Here is an 18,726-nt window from a genome sequence, read left to right on the forward strand (position 1 = left end):
CGACCGCAACGCAGTTCTTGATCCAGGACTTGCGGCGGCGCCCGGCGGTAAAGCGCAGCTGGCGCGGCTCGCCCAGCAGCACCATGGCCGACAGACCGGCCAGCCGGCGAATCCGAGCGCTCAGCTCAGGCGATTGATGACGAACACGCATTTACACCTCACACAATGGATGGATAGTGCCCGCAGCATACGTACGCCGGGCGGGCCTCACAATTACTAAAATGGGCAAATACGGAAATGAAATCTGCCACGACACCGCATCAGCACGGCCTATGCGGCGGTCTGCCGGACCGGAGCGGCCGCCACGTGCTTGTGCACGAACTGCGCGTGGTCCGGCATGCCGTCCACCGCGCGCGCGATCGCATTGCGCAGATTCCAGAAGTGGGCCTGCACCTGGCGCAGATCCTGCAGCTCCGCCAGCGGATCGTACGCCTTGGGCTGCACGCCGAGCCCGGTCAGGATCGCCAGGTGGGACTGTTCACGGAAACCCTGCTGGTCGTAAATCATGACATGGCCGGTTTCGCGGAACAGTTCGATCTGATGCCGCAGCGTGTCCGGAATCGGCATGTTGGCGCAATAGCGCCAGAACTCGGAGTCGCTGCGGTCGGTGATCTTGTAGTGCAGGATGATGAAGTCGCGCACGTACGCGTAGCGCTCCGACACCAGGCGGTTGAATTCGTTCGCCAGCTCGGGACGGAAGCTGCGGTCCGGGAAGAACTGCACCAGCCAGCCCACCGCGTTTTCGATGATGTTGATGCTGGTCGACTCGAGCGGCTCCAGGAAACCGCCCGACAGCCCGACCGCAACGCAGTTCTTGATCCAGGACTTGCGGCGGCGCCCGGCGGTAAAGCGCAGCTGGCGCGGCTCGCCCAGCGCTTCGCCGTCCAGATTGTCGAGCAGCAGCCGCCCCGCTTGCGCATCGGAAGTGAAGCCGTCGCAGTACACGTAGCCGTTGCCGGTGCGGTGCTGCAGCGGGATGCGCCAGGTCCACCCTGCCGGGCGCGCGGTCGAGATGGTGTACGGCGTGATCTGCTCGCCCTTGGCGCACGGCACCGCCTGCGCGCTGTTACAGGGCAGCATGGCGCTCCAGTCGTCGTAGCCGGCCTGGTACACGCCCTCGATCAGCAGGCCGCGGAAGCCCGAGCAATCGATGAACAGCTCGCCCTCGATGCGTTGGCCGTCGCGCAGCTTGACGGCGGTGATGAAGCCCGTTTCGGGATGCTGTTCCACCTCGGTGATCATGCCTTCCACGCGCTGCACGCCGCGCTGCGTGGCGTACTCGCGCAGATAGGCCGCGTACAGCCCGGCGTCGAAATGGTAGCCGTAGGAATAGGCCGGCCCGGCGCCCGGCACCAGCTCGAACGGCGGCGCAAAGCGCTGCCGGCGCGCCATCATCGCCGTGATCGACCATTCCTCGAACGGCGGCATGTCCTTGAATTCGCGCGCCAGCCGCATCCAGTGCAGATAGGGCGAACGGCCCTGGACCGGCGGACCGTAGTCGCTGAAGCCGTGGAAGAAGCGCTTGCCAACCTGGCCCCAGTCCTTGAACTCGATGCCTAGCTTGAAGGTCGCCTGCGTCTTGCGGATGAAGTCCGTCTCGTCGATGCCGAGCGAGCGGTTGAAATACGGCAGCGTCGGCAATGTCGCTTCGCCCACGCCCACCGTGCCGATTTCCGGCGACTCCACCAGCGTGATCTGGCACGATGCTCCCAGCACACGCGCCAGTCCCGCAGCGCTCATCCAGCCGGCGGTGCCGCCGCCGACGATGACAATTTTACCAATCGCTTGCTCGTTCATCTCAGCTACTCCTTGCTCAATAAGTCACGTCATAGGTCGGGTCGTCGCTCCAGTTGTTCCTTGGCGAACAAAGAAAAAGCCTCCCGCGGCCGTGCCGGGCCGCAAGAGGCTGATGCGACATCAACTTAGAACGTGTAATGCGCCTTCAGGTAGTAGCTGCGGCCGGTGAAGTTGGCAAAGTGCTCCTTCAGGCCGATCTGCTGCTGCACGTACTGCTTGTACATGGCGTTGGTCAGGTTGCCGACGTCAAAGGACACACCGATCCTGTCGTTGACCTTGTACTGCAGGCCAAAGTCGACCTGGCCGTATGCTCCGCCCCACAGCGGCAGCGCGTAGTTCGCCGAGCTTGGCTGGCCCCGGTTCGGGCTGTCCGGGTTCAGGTCGACGCCATCGCTGCCGTTGCTGCCGAACAGATTGATGCCCTGCAGGTAGTCCGACCGCCATGCATAGGCCAGACGCGCCGACCACGGCCCTTTGTCGTACAGCAGGGCAAAGTTCGCGGCGTTCTTCGACATGCCCTGCATCGGCAACGAGCCCAGCACGTGGCCGTCGGTGTCGCAGCCGGCCAGGGCGATCAGGGTGGCCGAGTCCAGCGTACCTTTCGGCGTGCACCACAGCCCGGCCGGGGCGTGCATATCCTGCTTGCTGCGGATATAGGTGTAGTTGCCCTGCACCCCGATGCCCTTCAGCCAGTCAGGCACATTGTCGAAGTAATGCTGGAAGCCCACCTCGGCGCCGTAGGCGCGGCCATCGGCGCCGTTGGCCGGCCCGTTGGTCAGGAAGTCATGCGTCGCGCCACTGGAGTCGGTCAGCCTGTTGATCACGGTGCGCTGGATGATGATGTCCTTGATGTGCTTGTTAAACAACGACAGCGTCAGCGAACTGCCTTTGCCGGAGTACCACTCCGCCGTCAAGTCCACGTTGTTCGACAAGACCGGCTTGAGCAGCGGGTTGCCGGCATTGTCGCCTTTGTAGTCGATCGAATCGAGCACGCTCTGCTTGGTCACCGGGTCGGTGTGCGTGTTCGCCTGCAGGTTCAGCGAGGTGTACTGCTGCATCTGGTAGAAGTCCGGCCGCGACATGCCTTTCGAGGCGGCGAAGCGGAACTGCAGCTCCTCGTTGGCCTTCATGCGCAGGTTCAGGCTCGGCAAGACGTTGCTGTAGTCGTGCTCGATCGTGCGCATCTCGTTCACGCCCGCAATCGTGGGCACGCCCTGCACCTGGGTGCCGGTCGGCGGGCTGAAGACGAACATGCCGGTCGCCTTTTCATTGGTTTTCACCACACGCATGCCGACATTGCCGTCGACCGGATAGCGCAAGTCGTCGAAGCCGAAGCGCAACTGCGCGTAGGCGGCCTTGGTGCGCTCTTTCTGCAGGTTGGTATCGGTTGGACCGCCAAATACCGACGGCTTCCAGCCGGTGCAATCGCCGTTGGCGGGCGGGTTGGCGCAGTAATAGTTGGCGTAGTTGTGGATTTCCTGGTACGACGACGGCACCGAGTTGAAGGAGCTGGTCACCACCGCCTGGGTCGGTACGATGATGGTCGGCGCCGCCGGCAGCGTGCCATTGAAGAAGTTGCCGAAGCTGTGCGCGACGTAGTTGGTCTGGCTCAGGCGCGGATCGGTCACCACCGCGAAGTGGTTGTAGGGCTGCCAGCTGTTGCCGACCGACCAGGCCTGGGTGATGTTCTGCCACTCGTTGCCACCATTGCCGCCGTGGGTACGCTGGGTGTCCGAATCGCGGTCGGTCAGGCGCACGCCGAAGCGCAGGTCGTGCAGCACCGGCGAATCGAACACGAACTTGCCGTCGAGGCGAGCCACATTCTGGGTGGCCACCGCCGCGTCGCGGTGCTCCTGGGCGAAGCTCCAGTAGTAGTTATGGGGATCGGCCAACCAGGCGCGGTCGCTGGCGTCGAAGGTATAGGTCGGCACCGAGGTGCGCAGATCCACCGTTTCCTTGGGCATGAAGCCGCCCAGGCCGACCGTGTTGTCATAAGCCTGGCTGGTGGCGCGCGTGTGCTGCAGATCGGCGCGGAACGACAACTGGTCGTTGGCGCGCCAGTCGACGTTCCAGGCCAGGTCGGCGGTGTCGGCCCGGCGGCTCGACTGGCGCGCGTCGGTACCGAAACCGATGCCGTTGCTCAGGCCGAAACCGCCGTCGACCGGGTTGTGCAGCACGCCCGTCAGCAGCGCCCCTTTGGAATCGAAGGTCGCGCCCGGATCGAGGGTCAGGGTGGACGGCGTGGTGCTCATGAAGAAGCCGCTCTCCTCGGTGTACATCTTGTACTTCGATTTGAAGTAGGTCATCGAGGAAGACCAATCGTCTTTCTTCCATTGCAGTGCGCCATACAGGCCGTCACGGGTACGGTTGAAAATGTTCGAGCTCCAGCTCGCGCCCGGGCTGATCCAGCGGGTCTGGCCGGGCACCAGGTCGAGGCGTGGAATGTAAGGGCTGATGCCCATGCTGTCGCTGGCGGTGGAAATTTCCGAATGCGCCAGGTCGAGCAGCGCGCCAAACTGGCCCAGCGGGGTTTTCCAGCGGTTCGAGACCAGACCGGACAGGCCCGGCTTGTTTTTGTTGCTACGGGTGGCGCGCGATTCTTCCAGCGACATTGCCGCCTTGAAGCCCGGATAGTCGAACGGCAGCGCGGTGCGCAGGTTGACCAGTCCGCCGATCGCGCCCTCGATTTGCTCGGCGGACGGATTCTTGTAGACGTCCACCCCGGCCATCAGCTCGGGCGGCACGTCTTCAAAGCTCAGCGCGCGGCCGCCGTTGGCTGAGAACGAGTCGCGCCCGTTCAGTTCCGAGCGCACATAGTTCATGCCGCGCACCGACACGCCGGTGCCCTCGGCGGCGAAGCGCTGGTGGCCGTCGCCCACGCTTTGCAGCGGGTCGGCGCGCATCTGGGTGCGGTCGATTGACACCCCCGGAATACGCTGCAGCACTTCGGTCACCGATCGGTCCGGCAGCTTGCCGATGTCGGCGGCCACGATCGAATCGACGATCTCATCCGAATTCTTCTTGATTTGCGATGCCGACTCCAGCGCGGCGCGCTGGCCGGACACGATCACCGTGGTGGTATTGGCATCCTTGTCCTTGTCGGCGGGTGTGGTGCCGCTTTGCGCAAATACCGCGCCGCTGGCCAGTAGCATCACTTGGGCGACGCCGGCGGCAATCGCCGTTTTCTTAAATTCTTTCAATTTTATCTCCGTCATTGTTCTCAGGCCGTGCGACCCATTTTGTATCGCTGGATATCACAATGCGATGTACAAATTTTGCTTGCGGCATCAACTAATAGCAATTCTCAAATTCACCAACGTAAAAACAAAAAATCGTATGCTCGGCGCGCCGGCGCATGCTCGCGCGACAATTCCTGCGGCACAGGATCGGCGCACTGAGGCCAGCTGGTGCCATCGAAACCCTCTTCGTCGTACTCCAACAACAAAGGGGCGCCGCGCGGCGCGCCGCATGGCCATCCGGCGCAGATAGTCGGCATATGGGCTGGCCTCGAAATGGCAGGCGTGCTTGAAGGGCGCGCCGCGCATCGCATCGGGGCGCAAAAGCGCTGCGCTGCCACATCGGCGATTCCGGCGATGACCGTTAGTCAGCGGAACAGCAGCTGGGCAAAGTCATACAGGTTCTCAGCCCAGCTGTCGCGGTCGTGACTGTACGGGTCGACATTCCACACATGCGGGATGGCGCTGGACTTGAGGTAGCGGTGGAAGTCTTGCGAAATGTGGAACAGGCCGTCCTGGCTGCCGCACGACAGATACAGCATGCGCAATTGGGTCCGCGCGCGCGCCGCATCGGGCAACAGCACGGCGGCTGCGGCGGTATTCGGCGCCGACGAGAAGCCGCCCACCCAGCTGAAGCTTTCCTGGTGACCCAGGCCGAAGTTCAATGCCTGGCCGCCGCCCATCGACAGGCCAGCGATCGCCCGGTGCTGGCGGTCGGCCAGCGTCGGGTACTGCCGGTCGATGGCGGGTATCAGCGTTTCCATCAGCTCGCGTTCGAAGGCGGCAAAGGCCGCAATATGCTCGGGCGTGAAGCTGCGTTCCGGCGGCGGCGGCTTGTCGTCCGCCCGCGCGCGCCCGTTGGGCATGACGACGATCATCCGCACCACCTTGCCATCCGCGAGCAAGTTGTCGAGGACGGCGTTCGAACGCACATAGTAGCGCCAGTCGTCCAGGGTGCCGCCGAAGCCGTGCAGCAGGTAGAGCACGGGATAGCGGCGCTCCGCGCTATAGCCCGCAGGCAGATAGACATTGGCCTTGCGCCGCGTGCCCGTCACCGGCGAATCGTAGCTGAACTCCTCCACCCTGCCCTGTGCCACCCCTGCCCGCGCGTCCGCAAATCCGCCCGGCGGAACCGGGAAAGCGCGCACGTCATCGGCCGCCAGTTGCGCAGGCTGGTAGACGCCGGGGGGCGGGCCGGAGCGAGGCTGCTCAGGGTTGGCTTCGCGGCCGGCGTTTTGCGCCCGCGCCGCCACAGCAACGGCCAGTACGGCCGCCAGCGCCATCGCGCGGGCGAGCATATGACGGCCGGTTCTCATGGTGCAGTCCTGTGCGCCTGCGCGCCCGCCAACGGCGTCAACACCACCAGCGCGCCACCACCGCCCGCCAGCGACAGTTTGATGCGGCTGTTCTGGCCCGGCTGCGCCGTGCTCGCGGCCAGGTGGCCGCGATCCTTGCCGTCCTGCAGTATCTCGGCGCGATAGCGCACCCCGCCTGCGAGGAAGTCCAGCGGGCTCTCCGGCCTGCCGTCCGGGTTCTTGTACGCTTCCGGGTTGTCCGCCACCATCACCAGCGGCGAGTCATACACCACATACATCGCCACCCGGATGCGGTGATCAGGAGGCCCCAGCACCGTGTTCGATTGCGCCCCTGCCGCCAGGGGAAGCGCCAATACCGGCAAGGCCTTTATGAAATTGCGCAAGGTGCGGCACATAATTTATGGCTTCTTTTTTGCGTTCGACAAATTGATTACCATGCCTTTTCGTTTAACCGAAAGGATGTGAAGGCTCCCGGCGGGCCGGGAGCCTGCCGGTCAAGCGCTTCAGACCACTTTCAGGGCGAAGGCGTAGGGCAGCGCCGGCTTCTCGGACGGCAGCGTCACGTGCAGGCCGTCGGCATCCTGCCTGAACGCCAGCGGCTTGCCGCGTCCCGCCAGCTCCACCCGCGCCACCCGCCGCTTCAGGTAGGCGCCGCCGCTGGCCATGGACTTGATGCTCACCTTGCCGTTCTCCGGCCAGCCCATGACGAAGGCGTACACCATGCCATCCTTGGTGGTAAAGCGCACGTCCTGCGCGCTGAAAGGCCGGTTCTTGCCCTCGTTGAAGCCCGCGCCCTCGGTCGGCGCCACCGCTTCCATGACCGGCCCTTCGCCCAGCACATGCCAGGGACGGGTGTCATAGATGCCTTCGCCGTTGACCGCGATCCAGCGTCCGATTTCTTCCACGATCGCGCGCTCCTGTTCATCGATGGTGCCGTTGCCGCGTACCGGGACACTCAGCAGCAGATTGCCGTTCTTGCTGACCACGTCGATCAGGGTCTGCACCACGGTCTGCGCGCTCTTGTAGCCCTTGTTGTCGTAGATGCGGCGGTCGTAATGCCAGCTGCCGATGCAGGTATCGGTCTGCCACGGCAGCGGCTCGATCCGGTTGCTCTGGCCACGTTCAATGTCCATCACCATGCTCTGGCGCTGCACCGGATCGAGGATCTTGCCGTTGACGACCGCCTCCACCTGGCCCTTGCGCATGACGCTGCGGTTGTACATGTGGGCCGCCAGCCGCATGCCGACGTCGCTGACCGGGTACAGCGGCAGCACGGTATCGTCGAAGTAGAGCAGGTCCGGATCGTAGGCGTCGATCAGGTTGACGGTGCGGTCGAACAGCTTGTCGGCATACGCTTTGCCGGGCAAAGAAGCACCGCCGCGCCAGTGCCATTGCTCATAGTAGTTGCCGCCTTCGGCGTCGGACTTGCTGCGTGGGTGCCGCTGCGCATACAGCGCCTGCGGATCGTATCCGTCCCACCACTTGCCCTTGCCATCGGCCGCCGTCAGGTTGCCGTCGTAGGGAACGCCCGCCTTGGGGCCATTCTTGTCGGCGCCCTGCGCCACTTCGTACCAGGTCCAGGCGTGTGCCGCGTGCACGCTGACGCCGAAGCGCAGGCCCTGCTTGCGGGCGGCCCTGCTCCAGCCGCCAATCAGGTCGCGCTTGGGACCGATGCGCGTTGCGTTCCATTCCGGCTGGTGCTTGCTGTCGTACAGGTCGAAGTTGTCATGGTGATTGGCCAGCGCAACGAAGTAGCGGGCCCCGGCCTTCTTGTACAGCGCCACCAAGCTGTCCGGATCCCACTGCTCGGCCTTCCAGTGCTGGATGACGTCCTTGAAGCCGAATTCGGACGGGTGGCCGTACTTCTCCAGGTGATGGCGATAGGCTTCGCTACCCTCCTCGTACATCCCGCGCGCGTACCAGTCGCCGAACTCCGGCTCGCACTGCGGCCCCCAATGGGCCCAGATGCCGAACTTGGCGTTGCGGAACCAGTCCGGCGTACGGTAGGCGGACAGCGACTTCCAGTCAGGTGCAAACGGTCCTTCGGCCATCGATTCGGCCGCGCCATCCGCCGCAAAAAGGTGGGGGGATACGGCCAGCGCCGGAATGGCAGCGGCCAGATGTTTCAGCAGTTCTCGTCGTCTCATTGTTATCCTTTCCGCGCTAGGCGGCGGCCCTTCCGGGCGGGCGGGTTAGTGATTATGTCTCGGCAGGTCGTGCCCCACGCCGCGGTAGGCCACGGCCAGCTCCATGCAGGCCGGCGGCGGCTCTTGCGATCGGACCGGCGCCGCGCATCGCCAACATGGTGCGCACATCGATCGCCACGATTGAAATGTTGCCCGTTGTGTTCAGCCGCCGCAAGTATGAAACTCACCAACGAGGCTGACAATTACACGTACCACTGCAAGCCGATGCGGCACCAGACCTTACTGGTCCCACTTCCGCAGCAACTGATCCAGCTCCCCTCTGCGGGCCATCTGGTCCAGGGCGCTGCGGACCCGTTCCGCGACGCCAGGGTCGAGCTGGCGCGACAGGGCCATGTACAAGGGCGCCCGCGACATCACCGTCGGCATAATGCGCACCTTGCCGGCCACGCCGCTGTGCACCAGGATGGCCTGCAGGCCGGGGGTGCGGTGCACGAAAAAGCGGCCCCGGCCGGCGATCAACTTTTGCAGGTTGACCGCGGTACTGGCGGCGCTGCCATCAATCTGCAAGCCGCCCAGCTGCTCCAGAAAGCTCGTCGCCGCGAAGCCGCGGTTAGTGAGCAGCACGGCTTGCGGACCCAACTTGCGGACATCTTCCCAGCTATTGATGATTGCCGTTTCGTCGGCGCGCGCCACCAGCACATAGTTGACGATGAACAGTTCCTGGTCGAGAAAATGATACAGGGGCAGCCGCTCCACCGTACGCTGCAGGCCGCAGGCGGCGTCTTGCTGGCCGACGGACACTTCGTAGAGCACCCGCACCAGCGGCATCCACTGCTGATGCCCTTCAAACCGCAAGCCGGGGGCGATGCGCTCGATGGCGCGCATGATATCGATGCACATTCCGATCACGCTACCCTGCGGGCCGGGCACGAACTTCGGTTCCGTGCCTTCCTGGGCCGCCACGCGCAGCACCGTGATCCCGCTGGCCATGGCGCTGCTGGCGAGCGCAAGGCAGCACCCGGCCAGCATGACCCCGATACCGCATCCCAGCCGTGGCAAGACATTGGACATCAGGCACTCCCGGAGGACGATCTCATGCCATCATATGCCCTGGCCGGCGCGGCCCGGCAGCATCCTGGCGGCGCGACGTTCGCCGCCACGCGCCAGCCGGAATACGCTCACCGAGGTGGACAGCTGCGCGGCCAGATCCTGCATCGACTGTGCTGCGGCAGCGGACTGCTCCACCAGCGCTGCGTTTTGCTGGGTGACCGCGTCCATCTTGATAATGGCGGTATTGACTTCCTCGATGCCCACGCTCTGTTCCTGGGTGGCGGCGCTGATGTCATTCACGATATCGCTCACCTTGCGCACGCTCTGCTCGACTTCCTGCATGGTGTGCCCGGCCAGATCCACCAGCTTGCTGCCAGCGCCCACCTTCTCGACCGAGTCGTGGATCAGGTCCTTGATCTCCTTGGCCGCGCGGCGGCACTGCGCTGCGCCAGGTTGCGTACTTCGCTCGCCACCACCGCAAAGCCGCGTCCCTGTTCGCCCGCCCGCGCCGCTTCCACGGCGGCGTTCAGGGCCAGGATATTGGTCTGGAAGGCGATGCCGTCGATCACGCCGATAATATCGACAATCTTGTGCGACGAGGCATTGATGGCGTCCATGGTGGAAATCACCTCGCCCACCACCTGGCCGCCGCGGCCCGCCACCTCGGTCGCGGAGCGGGCGAATTGGTTGGCCTGCCTGGCGTGGTCGGCGTTCTGCTTCACGGTCGAGGTCAATTCTTCCATGGCCGACGCGGTTTCCTCCAGCGAGGCGGCCTGCTCTTCGGTGCGGGTCGACAGGTCGAGATTGCCGGCGGCGATTTCCCGCGATGCGATGCCCAGCGTGTCCGTCCCTTCGCGCACCTGTCCCACCAGCCGGTGCAGGTTGGCGCTCATGGTCTGCATGGCGCGCAGCAGCTGGCCGATTTCATCGCGCGTTTCCGCCTCGATGCTGGCGGTCAGGTCCCCCTGGTACCGCACGCTGGGCAAGGTAGCGCGCAGGACGGTGGTCGATGCACCGTTCAGTCGGGCGTTCTGGTAAATGCCAAAAATGCCGATGACCAGGGTCAGGCTCCATTTATATGCCATCTTCAGGTTCAAGAACCACATCATCTCAGTTCCTTTGACACCACGATAATGATTTTTTCTACGCAGCGGCGCCATACCACAATGGCCGTGTTCGCACGTGCCCTTGCTTAAATACACTAATCTTCTCAAAGTGAAATTGCAAATTTTATCGGCGCTGGATCCGACAAAGCGGAAGGCCGGCGAGGCTTTGGCGCAACTGGCCGCAGGCAATCGGCGAATTGGCCGGCACCGCCTTGCGGCCCGGCTGCAGGCGGCCTTCGGCCATCAGCTTGCCCAGGGCAGCGCCCACCATGATGAGCGCATCGATGGCGTCTGCTGGTGTGCTTTAGAATTTTTGCATGAGGCCGAACGTCAGCCCGGCGCCGTGGCTGTCATTGGGACGAGTCCCGCTCAGGCCGGCGGCATTGCCGCGCCAGCTGGTGTAATCGGCTTCGGCATAGGTGGTGGTGCGCGGTCCCAGCGCCTTTTCCAGGTAGACAAAGGCGCGGTCGAAGCCGTCATTGACAAAGCCGCTAGCTTCGCGCCTTACCTTGTACCAGGCCGTGCTGAGCAACAGGCCGGCCTCCAATGTGCGGCTCACGCCGACCGAATCCACACGCTGGTGCACCGTCTGCTTCGGGCCGGTGTCGGCCTGGTTGCGGGCAATGGTGGCCTTGAACTGCCAGGCGTCCAGGCGGTAGGCTGCACCCAGCAGCCAGGCGTCCAGCGGCAGGTCTTCCTTGCTGCGGAACTGCATGGCGGCGCCGGATAGCGCCCAGGCCCCGTCCTGGTAGGCCAGCGCGGCGCCGCGCGCGGAGGCAGCCCGGGTATCGCCCGCCACCTCGCCGGCCGACCACGACGCGCGCGCCTGCCAGGGGCCGGACTTGAAGGTGTACTTGAGCGTGTTGTCGAGGCGGTAGAAATTGTCGCTGTAGCCGCTGGGACCATACTGGCGCCCGAAGGCATGGGTGCCGAAGGCGGTATTGCTCAGACCGGCAACATTGATATTGGGATTGAAACTGGCGTCGCGCTTGCCGATCGGGTCGATCGGGGTCAGGGCGTCGGACAGCAATGTGGGCTGGCGCCCGGCGGCGATGGTGCCATACGGCGTCTCCAGGCCGACCCAGGCGTCGCGGTCGAACAGGCGGTCGCTCTTGGCCGAGGCGCCGGTGTCGGCGTTGATGCCCCCTTCCAGGCGCAGCAGCGCGGCCCAGCCGCCACCCAGCGCCTCGCGGCCGCGGATGCCAAAGCGGCTGGTTTCATCGGTGCCGCTGCTGACTGCGCTGGTTTGGCCGGACGGGGTGGGCGCGTTGCTGGCGCCCAGGCCGCTGGTACTGCGCACGCCCACGTCGATGATGCCGTACAGGTCGATGCCAGTCTGGGCCAGGCAGGTGCTGCTCGTGACGAGCAATGCGGTGAGAGCGCAGGAATGGCGCATTTTTTGTCTCCTTGATATTGTTAGCCTTCTTGCCGAGGCTGATGACGAGTCTGTTGACTGAATGGAAGAATCATCCGCCAGATGGCGGAATTTGATAATTGCATTTTTTAAGCCGATTAATGCACCATGCGCATCAATCACGGCGTACACGATTTGAAGGCCTTTGTCGCCGTGGCCGGTATGGCGGCGCACCCTGTTCGAAATGCTCAGCGCGGCGCTGCGCAAGCGCCCTGCGCGCCGCCGAGCTTGGCCATCAGCGGCAGTCCGGCAGGGACACCTCGACCGGGGCGCCAGCGGCCACCACGCGCACCCCCGCCCTGCCCGGCGCCGCCGCGCAGCGCACCAGGAAGGCCTGCTCGCGCCGCAGGCCGGGGAAACTGCCCTGCCACGGCGCGATGGTGAGCCGGCGGCGCGCCTGGTCCCAGCTGAAGCGGCGCAGCGCATGCTCGCCCTGGGCATAGCCCGGGCCGTCGCCGCTGTCGTCATACCATTCGAAACTGCCGTCGCGGCCCGGATAGACGCGCAGTTCGACCGGCTCGGCGCTGGCCTGGTCGGCATATTTCCGCTGCGGCCCCAGCGGCAATATGCTGCCGGCCCGGGCGAACAGCGGAATGGTGGCGATATCGGCCTTGGCGGCAACCACCTTGCCGCCCGCGTAGCGCTGGCCGGTCCAGAAGTCGAACCATTCGCTGTTGGCCGGCAAATACACCGTGCGCACTGCCGTGTTGGGCGACGTGACGGGCGCCACCATCAGCGCCTTGCCAAACATGTACTGGTCGGCCGTGGCGACCGCCTGCGCATCGGTGCGGAAATCCATGGCCAGCGCGCGCATCATGGTGCCGTGGCGGCTGGTGACGTCCCACGATGCCGAATAGATGTAGGGCAGCAGGCGGTAGCGCAGCGCTGTCACGTCGCGCAGGATCTTCTGCGTGGCCGCCGGGAAGCGCCAGATCTCCTTGGACTCGCCGGTGCCATGCACGCGGAACATGGGATTGAACGCACCGAACTGGTACCAGCGCGTATAGAGCTCGGCATAAGCGGGATCGGCCGGATCGCCGCCGAAGAAGCCGCCAATGTCGGCCGACCAGTAGGGGATGCCGCTCAGCGTGAAGTTCAGCGCGGCGGGCAGCTGCGCGCGCAGCACCTCCCAGGTCCCCATGGTGTCGCCTGACCAGGTGATGGCGGCATTGCGCTGCTGGCCGCTGTAGGCCGAGCGGGTCAGGATGAACGGCCGCTTGGCCGGCGCATCCTTGGCGCTGCCCTCGAACACGGCCGTCGTGTGCAGCAGCGGATAGGCGTTGTACACCGCCGTGCCGGGACCGGCGGCCGTGGCGACCTCGCGCATCTGCCCCCACCAGCCGCCCAGCTCGGCTTCGCTGGCGTCCAGCCACCAGCCGTCCCAGCCGGACTGGCCCAGCGTGCGGCTGATCTGCTGCCAGTACAGCTGGCGGCCGCTGGCCGAATAGGCGTCGTACCAGCGGCCTTTACCGGCGGGATAGACGTTGTTGTACAGCTGGGGATACAGGGCGCCGGCCGCCTCCAGCGCGGCGGCGTTGCGGGTGCCGCCGTCAAACCGCGCCCACACGGAAATGATGGCGTGCACATGCTCGGCGTGCAGCTGGTCCAGCATGCCCTTGGGATCCGGATAGCGCGCCGGGTCCATCTGGTGCTCGCCCCAGGCGCCCGGGGTCCAGTACTGCCAGTCCTGCACCACCGCGTCCAGCGGCACCTGCAGCGCGCGGTAGCGCGCCGCGATGCCCAGCAGCTCATCCTGGCTGGCATAGTGCTCCTTGGATTGCCACAGGCCCCAGGTCCAGCGCGCCATCATGGGCGCACGCCCGGTCAGCTCGCGGTAGCCGGCCACCACCTGGTCCAGTTCCGGTCCCAGGATGAAATGGTAGTCGACGCCCGGCCCGGCCTCCGAGCGGAAGGCCAAGGGATAATGGCCGTTGGGCAGGCCCGCCTCCACCTCGGTGACGGCGGCATTGTTCCACAGGATGCCGAAGCCCGCCGGCGTCGCCAGCATGGGCACCGCCACATCGCGATTGGCCTGCTGCAAGCGCACCGTGCTGCCGCTGTAGTCGAGCTTGCCGTTTTGGTGCTGCCCCAGTCCGAACACCGGCCCGGCGTAATCGAACCCTTGCATGACACCGTTGCTGGCGATGTCGCGGCCGGACTCGGACAGCAGCAGCTTGCCCTGCGCATCGAGGAAGCTGACGGCCCCGCCTGCCTTGGCCACGCGCACCTGCAGCAGCGCGGTGCTGAGCTGGTAGTAGTCCGGCATTTCGCTGGCCGACCAGTCCACCGTGCCCGGCTGGGCGATCACGGCGGGATTGTAGTTGCCGTCCCAGTCCGTCGCCGGACCGACCAGTACATGCACGACGCGCTCACTCCACGGCTCGACGCGCACGGTGCCCTGCGCCGTCGCCACCACCAGGCCGCGCGCGCTCCGGGTCACCTCCGCATGGACCGGCAGCGCGGTCACGCCAAGGCAGGCCAGGACCAGGGCAGCGGGCAGCAATTTCTTCATCATTTTCCTCCTCGAATAAACGGACCTTTATTCTATCGAGCGATCCCTGCAACAAGCGTCTCCGTCGCCCTTCTTCTTCAATTATGTTCGGCCATTTGAGCGTTTTCGTAATTGTCTGAACCCAGCCCAGGTCGCACAATCCGGCCCAAACCCCATCGACAACCTCAACGAAAAAGCACCATGACGGAGACCACACGCTTTGCCGCGCCCCTGCTGGCGCTCGCCTTCGGCAGCCTGAGCCTGCCCGCACAGGCGGACCAACTTGCACTGGCCCGCCTGTTCTCCGACCACGCGGTCCTGCAGCGCGACCAGCCCATCACCATCTGGGGCACGGCCACCGCCGGGCACAGCGTGACCGTGACGCTGGGACAGCACAGCGCGCACGGCAACGCCGACGCGCAAGGCAAGTGGCGCCTCACGCTGCCGCCGCAGCCTGCGGGCGGCCCCTACCAGTTGAGCGCGCACGCGGACGGCCAGACCCTGCGCAGCGCCGACATCCTGGTCGGTGACGTCTACCTGTGTTCGGGCCAGTCCAATATGGAATTCGCCCAGCGCGCCTCGACCAACGCCCAGGGCGCCACCTACGGCGCCGGCAACCCGCAGCTGCGCTACCTGAACGTGCAGAAGCACAGCGCCATGACGCCACAGGACGAGCTCAAGGGCCCGGTGGCGTGGACCCCGCTGACCCCGGAGTCGGTCGGCGACGCCTCCGCCGTGTGCTACTACATGGCGCGCTCGCTGCAGGCCAGCTACCTGATTCCGGTCGGCTTCATTCACGCCAGCTGGGGCGGCACCACGATTCAAAGCTGGATCGGGGCCGAATCCTTGCGCACGTTCGGCGACTACCAGGCCGGCGTTGCCGCCGTCACCCAATACGGCGCCGATCCGGCTGCGGCCATGCAGGCCGAGGACGCCCGCAGCGAGGCCTGGTGGCGCGCGCACGATCCGGCCGCGGCCGCGCAACGCGCATGGGCCGCGCCGGACTTCGACGACAGCGCGTGGCCGTCCGTGACGCCGACCGGATCGTGGAAGAACAGCGGCCTGGCCGGCTTCAAGGACTTCGACGGCGTGGCCTGGTACCGCACCAGCATCACCCTGACGGAAGCCCAGGCCAGCGCGGCCAAGGCGCTGCGCCTGGGGCCGGTCGATACCAGCGACACCACCTGGGTCAACGGCGTGCGCGTAGGTGGCGCCAGCATCCCCTGGATCTGGCGCGAATACGCCGTGCCGGCGGGCCTGTTCCGGCCGGGCCGCAACGTGATCGCCCTGCGCGTGCTGAGCGGCGGCCAGGGCGGCGGCCTGTCGGGCCCGCCCGACCAGCGCAGCATCGCCACCGCCGACGGCCAGCAGATCGCGCTGCCGGCCGCGTGGAAGGTGCAGCGCGGCAGTGCGCTGCGCGGCCTCTCCGTGCCATCCGCGCCCTGGGACTGGCCGAACAGCCTCACCACGCTGTACAACGGCATGATCGCGCCGCTGGTCGGCTATCGCTTCAAGCTGGTGGCGTGGTACCAGGGCGAGGCCAACGCCGACGCGGCAACAGAATACCGCAGCTTGCTGCCCCTGCTGATGCGCGACTGGCGCGGGCGCTTCGGCCAGCCCGAACTGCCTTTCCTGGTCACCCAGCTGACTTCCTTCGGCGACGCGCCCCGCGCGCCCGGCAAGTCCGGCTGGGCCGAGCTGCGCGCGGCGCAGGCCGAGGCCGTGGCCCACGACGCCCACGCCGCCCTGGCCGTCACGCTGGACCTGGGCGACCGCTTCGACATCCACCCGACCCAGAAGACCATCGTCGGCGAACGGCTGGCGCGCGCCGCGCGCGCCGTGGCGTATGGCGAACCGGCCGCGCCCGGCAGCCCTTACCCGGTGTCGGCCAAGCGCAGCGGCAACGATATCGTGATCGCCTTCCGCGATGCGGGTGCCGGCCTGGTGACGTACTCCGGCGATCGCGCCCTGGGCTTTGAAGTGTGCACGGTCGCGGCTTGCCGTTACACCGCCGCGCGGGCGGCGGGCGCGACGGTGGTGCTGCCCGGCGCGGTCAAGGACGCCAAGTCTGGCATCACGCGCGTACGCTATGCCTGGGCCGACGCGCCGTTCATCAATCTGTTCAGCGCCGACGACCTGCCGGTCGGCAGCTTCCAGCTCGAGCTGCGCTGACACATGGCGCCGCGGCGCCGTTCATCACAATAGAAAAGGAGTTTTTGATGCAAGAGCAAGCAACCCCGGGCTGGCGAACACTGTTACCGTTATGCCTGGCCATGGCCACCGGCTACGCGGCCGCAGACCCGCTGACGCCCGTCGCCGGCTGGAGCGCCTACACGGCCGGCCAGGCAGCCACCCCACCGATGGGCTGGAACAGCTGGAACGCGTTCGCCACCAATATCGACGAGGCGAAGATCCTCGGCTCGGCCCAGCGCATCCTCGACAGCGGCCTGGCCGCCAAGGGCTATCGCTACATCAATCTGGACGATGGCTGGGTGGCGCACCGCCGCATCCCGGACGGCCGGCTGCTGATCCGCCCGGACCGCTTCCCCTCTTCCGTGACGGCCGGCGGCAGCAGCTTCCGCCCCTTCACCGACCAGTTGCACGCGATGGGCTTCAAGGCCGGCATCTACTCCGACCTGGGCCGCAACACCTGTTCCCAGGCCTTTTCCCCCGACTCGCCCGACCTGCCCAAGGGCAGCGTGCTGGAACGCGAAGTCGGCCTGTACGGCCGTATCGACCAGGATATCAAGCTCTACTTCGCCGACTGGGGCTTCGACTACATCAAGGTCGACGGCTGCGGCGTGCGCGCGTTCGGCGCCAACGACGCCAAGGTGCGCTCCGGCCAGTATCGCGCGCTGCCGCCGGTGCTGGACCTGGAGACGGTGACCCGCTCCGACATTCCGGCCGTGCAGGCCGAATTCACCCAGATCAACGCGGCGCTGCGGCGCTACCGGCCCAACGGCGACTTCCTGCTGTCGCTGTGCATCTGGGGCGCCGGCGATGTGCGTTCCTGGGGCAAGAACTACGGCAATGTCTCGCGCACCAGCGACGATATCACGCCGTCCTGGGCGCGCATGCTCAGCAATTTCGACAGCGCCGCCAAGCGCGAGCTCTATGCGCATCCCGGCAGCTGGAACGATCCCGACATGCTGTTCATCGGCAAAGGCGACTTCGATGCCGATCACCTGGTGGAAGCGCGCTCGCATTTCTCGCTGTGGGCCATGCTCAACGCGCCGCTGCTGATCGGCGCCGACCTCCGGACCACGCCGCAGGCCCTAATAGACATCCTGGGCAACGCCGACATCATCGCGCTCAACCAGGACGCCGCCGGCAACCAGGCCACGGTGGCCTATGACGCCAACGACCTGCAGATCCTGGTCAAGCAGCTGGCCTCGGGCCAGAAGGCGCTGGCCATCTTCAACCGCGGCGTCGCCGCCATCGACGTCGATCTGACGGCCGAGCACCTGAAGCTGCGCAAGGACGCGCCGATCACGCTGACCGATCTGTGGAGCAAGACCGACACCACGTTCACCAACGAGACCAAGCTGCGCGTGGCGCCGCGGGAGACGCGCATCTTCCGCGTCCAGGGTGCGCGGGAACTGGCCCACGGCCTGTATCTCTCGGAACAGCCTGGCAGCGTCAATCCGGCGGTCGATGGCGTCACCCAACCGCAGCCCGACCCCACCCTCTTCCGGTCCTCGGCCGCCTGGTCCGGCACCAAGGGCCCGGGCGAGCGGCCCATGTATGCGGGCTGGGGCGGCGCCCGCGCCGACAGCACGCCTTACGGCCAGATCCTGCAGATCGCCGGCACCCGCTACGCCGCCGGCATCGGCATCCTGGCCAATTCCCGGCTGGAGGTGCGCAATCACGGCTATCGCCACATCACCACACGAGTGGGCGTGGACGATACCGCCCAGGACCGCAAGCACGCCGTCACCTTCATGATCTACGGCGACGGCAAGCTGCTGGCAAAGAGCAAGGCCTTGCGCTGGGGACAGCCGGCGCAGGCGCTGGACGCCGATGTCTCCGGCGTCAAGAGCATAGAACTGGTGGCGCGCAGTGCCACGCCGGGCAATGCGCAGCAACCTGTCACCTGGGGCGACGCCGCCTTGCTGTCGTCCGCCCGGCCTGAGTAAACGAACTCATCGTCGTGCACGGCCCAGTTGCCG

11 protein-coding genes and 1 pseudogene are annotated in these 18,726 nt (G+C 65.9%); 2 read left to right on the forward strand and 10 right to left on the reverse strand.

Going from position 1 to position 18,726, the window contains the following annotated elements:
• Positions 1 to 270: 270 nt before the first annotated feature.
• The 10 genes and pseudogenes from ACCD07_RS31095 to ACCD07_RS31140 form a co-directional block, all read right to left on the reverse strand.
• Positions 271 to 1,797: a tryptophan halogenase family protein gene (locus ACCD07_RS31095; protein WP_413449568.1), complete on the reverse strand. Its 1,527-nt coding sequence runs from the start codon at positions 1,795 to 1,797 to the stop codon at positions 271 to 273.
• 125 nt (positions 1,798 to 1,922) lie between these two features.
• Complete coding sequence (locus tag ACCD07_RS31100; protein ID WP_413449569.1) at positions 1,923 to 4,997, reverse strand: TonB-dependent receptor; 3,075 nt, start codon at positions 4,995 to 4,997, stop codon at positions 1,923 to 1,925.
• 404 nt (positions 4,998 to 5,401) lie between these two features.
• A complete protein-coding gene (locus tag ACCD07_RS31105) occupies positions 5,402 to 6,349 on the reverse strand; it encodes an alpha/beta hydrolase (protein ID WP_413449570.1) in 948 nt (315 codons plus the stop codon).
• Complete coding sequence (locus tag ACCD07_RS31110; protein WP_413449571.1) at positions 6,346 to 6,732, reverse strand: glycoside hydrolase family 97 C-terminal domain-containing protein; 387 nt, start codon at positions 6,730 to 6,732, stop codon at positions 6,346 to 6,348. Before ACCD07_RS31110 ends, ACCD07_RS31105 begins: the two co-directional genes overlap by 4 nt.
• Positions 6,733 to 6,852: 120 nt before the next feature.
• Positions 6,853 to 8,496 (reverse strand): alpha-L-fucosidase, encoded by a 1,644-nt coding sequence (locus ACCD07_RS31115; protein ID WP_413449572.1) that lies wholly within the window; start codon positions 8,494 to 8,496, stop codon positions 6,853 to 6,855.
• A gap of 279 nt (positions 8,497 to 8,775) precedes the next feature.
• Positions 8,776 to 9,567: a substrate-binding periplasmic protein gene (locus ACCD07_RS31120; RefSeq protein WP_413449573.1), complete on the reverse strand. Its 792-nt coding sequence runs from the start codon at positions 9,565 to 9,567 to the stop codon at positions 8,776 to 8,778.
• Positions 9,568 to 9,597: 30 nt separating this feature from the next.
• A pseudogene (locus tag ACCD07_RS31125) lies at positions 9,598 to 10,511 on the reverse strand (methyl-accepting chemotaxis protein); the annotation flags it as partial.
• 265 nt (positions 10,512 to 10,776) lie between these two features.
• Complete coding sequence (locus tag ACCD07_RS31130; protein ID WP_353403091.1) at positions 10,777 to 10,923, reverse strand: hypothetical protein; 147 nt, start codon at positions 10,921 to 10,923, stop codon at positions 10,777 to 10,779.
• A gap of 33 nt (positions 10,924 to 10,956) precedes the next feature.
• Positions 10,957 to 12,048, reverse strand: coding sequence for a porin (locus tag ACCD07_RS31135; protein WP_413449574.1), 1,092 nt, complete (start codon positions 12,046 to 12,048; stop codon positions 10,957 to 10,959).
• 253 nt (positions 12,049 to 12,301) lie between these two features.
• Complete coding sequence (locus ACCD07_RS31140; protein WP_413449575.1) at positions 12,302 to 14,581, reverse strand: glycoside hydrolase family 31 protein; 2,280 nt, start codon at positions 14,579 to 14,581, stop codon at positions 12,302 to 12,304.
• Positions 14,582 to 14,758: 177 nt separating this feature from the next.
• On the opposite strand from ACCD07_RS31140, the gene ACCD07_RS31145 reads away from it, so the two are divergent.
• Together ACCD07_RS31145 and ACCD07_RS31150 are read left to right on the forward strand one after the other, a co-directional pair.
• Complete coding sequence (locus tag ACCD07_RS31145) at positions 14,759 to 16,729, forward strand: sialate O-acetylesterase (protein WP_413449576.1); 1,971 nt, start codon at positions 14,759 to 14,761, stop codon at positions 16,727 to 16,729.
• Positions 16,730 to 16,776: 47 nt separating this feature from the next.
• Positions 16,777 to 18,693: an NPCBM/NEW2 domain-containing protein gene (locus tag ACCD07_RS31150; protein WP_413449577.1), complete on the forward strand. Its 1,917-nt coding sequence runs from the start codon at positions 16,777 to 16,779 to the stop codon at positions 18,691 to 18,693.
• The last annotated feature ends 33 nt before the right edge of the window (positions 18,694 to 18,726 follow it).

The organism is Duganella sp. Dugasp56, from assembly GCF_047304105.1.
Lineage (GTDB): Bacteria > Pseudomonadota > Gammaproteobacteria > Burkholderiales > Burkholderiaceae_D > Rugamonas > Rugamonas hordei.

What these genes read in the sequence shown, in the direction of transcription:
- ACCD07_RS31095 (WP_413449568.1), bottom strand. Translation starts at nt 1,797, where the DNA reads ATGAACGAGCAAGCGATTGGTAAAATTGTCATCGTCGGCGGCGGCACC.
- ACCD07_RS31105 (WP_413449570.1), bottom strand. Translation starts at nt 6,349, where the DNA reads ATGAGAACCGGCCGTCATATGCTCGCCCGCGCGATGGCGCTGGCGGCC.
- ACCD07_RS31115 (WP_413449572.1), bottom strand. Translation starts at nt 8,496, where the DNA reads ATGAGACGACGAGAACTGCTGAAACATCTGGCCGCTGCCATTCCGGCG.
- ACCD07_RS31120 (WP_413449573.1), bottom strand. Translation starts at nt 9,567, where the DNA reads ATGTCCAATGTCTTGCCACGGCTGGGATGCGGTATCGGGGTCATGCTG.
- ACCD07_RS31130 (WP_353403091.1), bottom strand. Translation starts at nt 10,923, where the DNA reads ATGGTGGGCGCTGCCCTGGGCAAGCTGATGGCCGAAGGCCGCCTGCAG.
- ACCD07_RS31135 (WP_413449574.1), bottom strand. Translation starts at nt 12,048, where the DNA reads ATGCGCCATTCCTGCGCTCTCACCGCATTGCTCGTCACGAGCAGCACC.
- ACCD07_RS31140 (WP_413449575.1), bottom strand. Translation starts at nt 14,581, where the DNA reads ATGATGAAGAAATTGCTGCCCGCTGCCCTGGTCCTGGCCTGCCTTGGC.
- ACCD07_RS31145 (WP_413449576.1), top strand. Translation starts at nt 14,759, where the DNA reads ATGACGGAGACCACACGCTTTGCCGCGCCCCTGCTGGCGCTCGCCTTC.
- ACCD07_RS31150 (WP_413449577.1), top strand. Translation starts at nt 16,777, where the DNA reads ATGCAAGAGCAAGCAACCCCGGGCTGGCGAACACTGTTACCGTTATGC.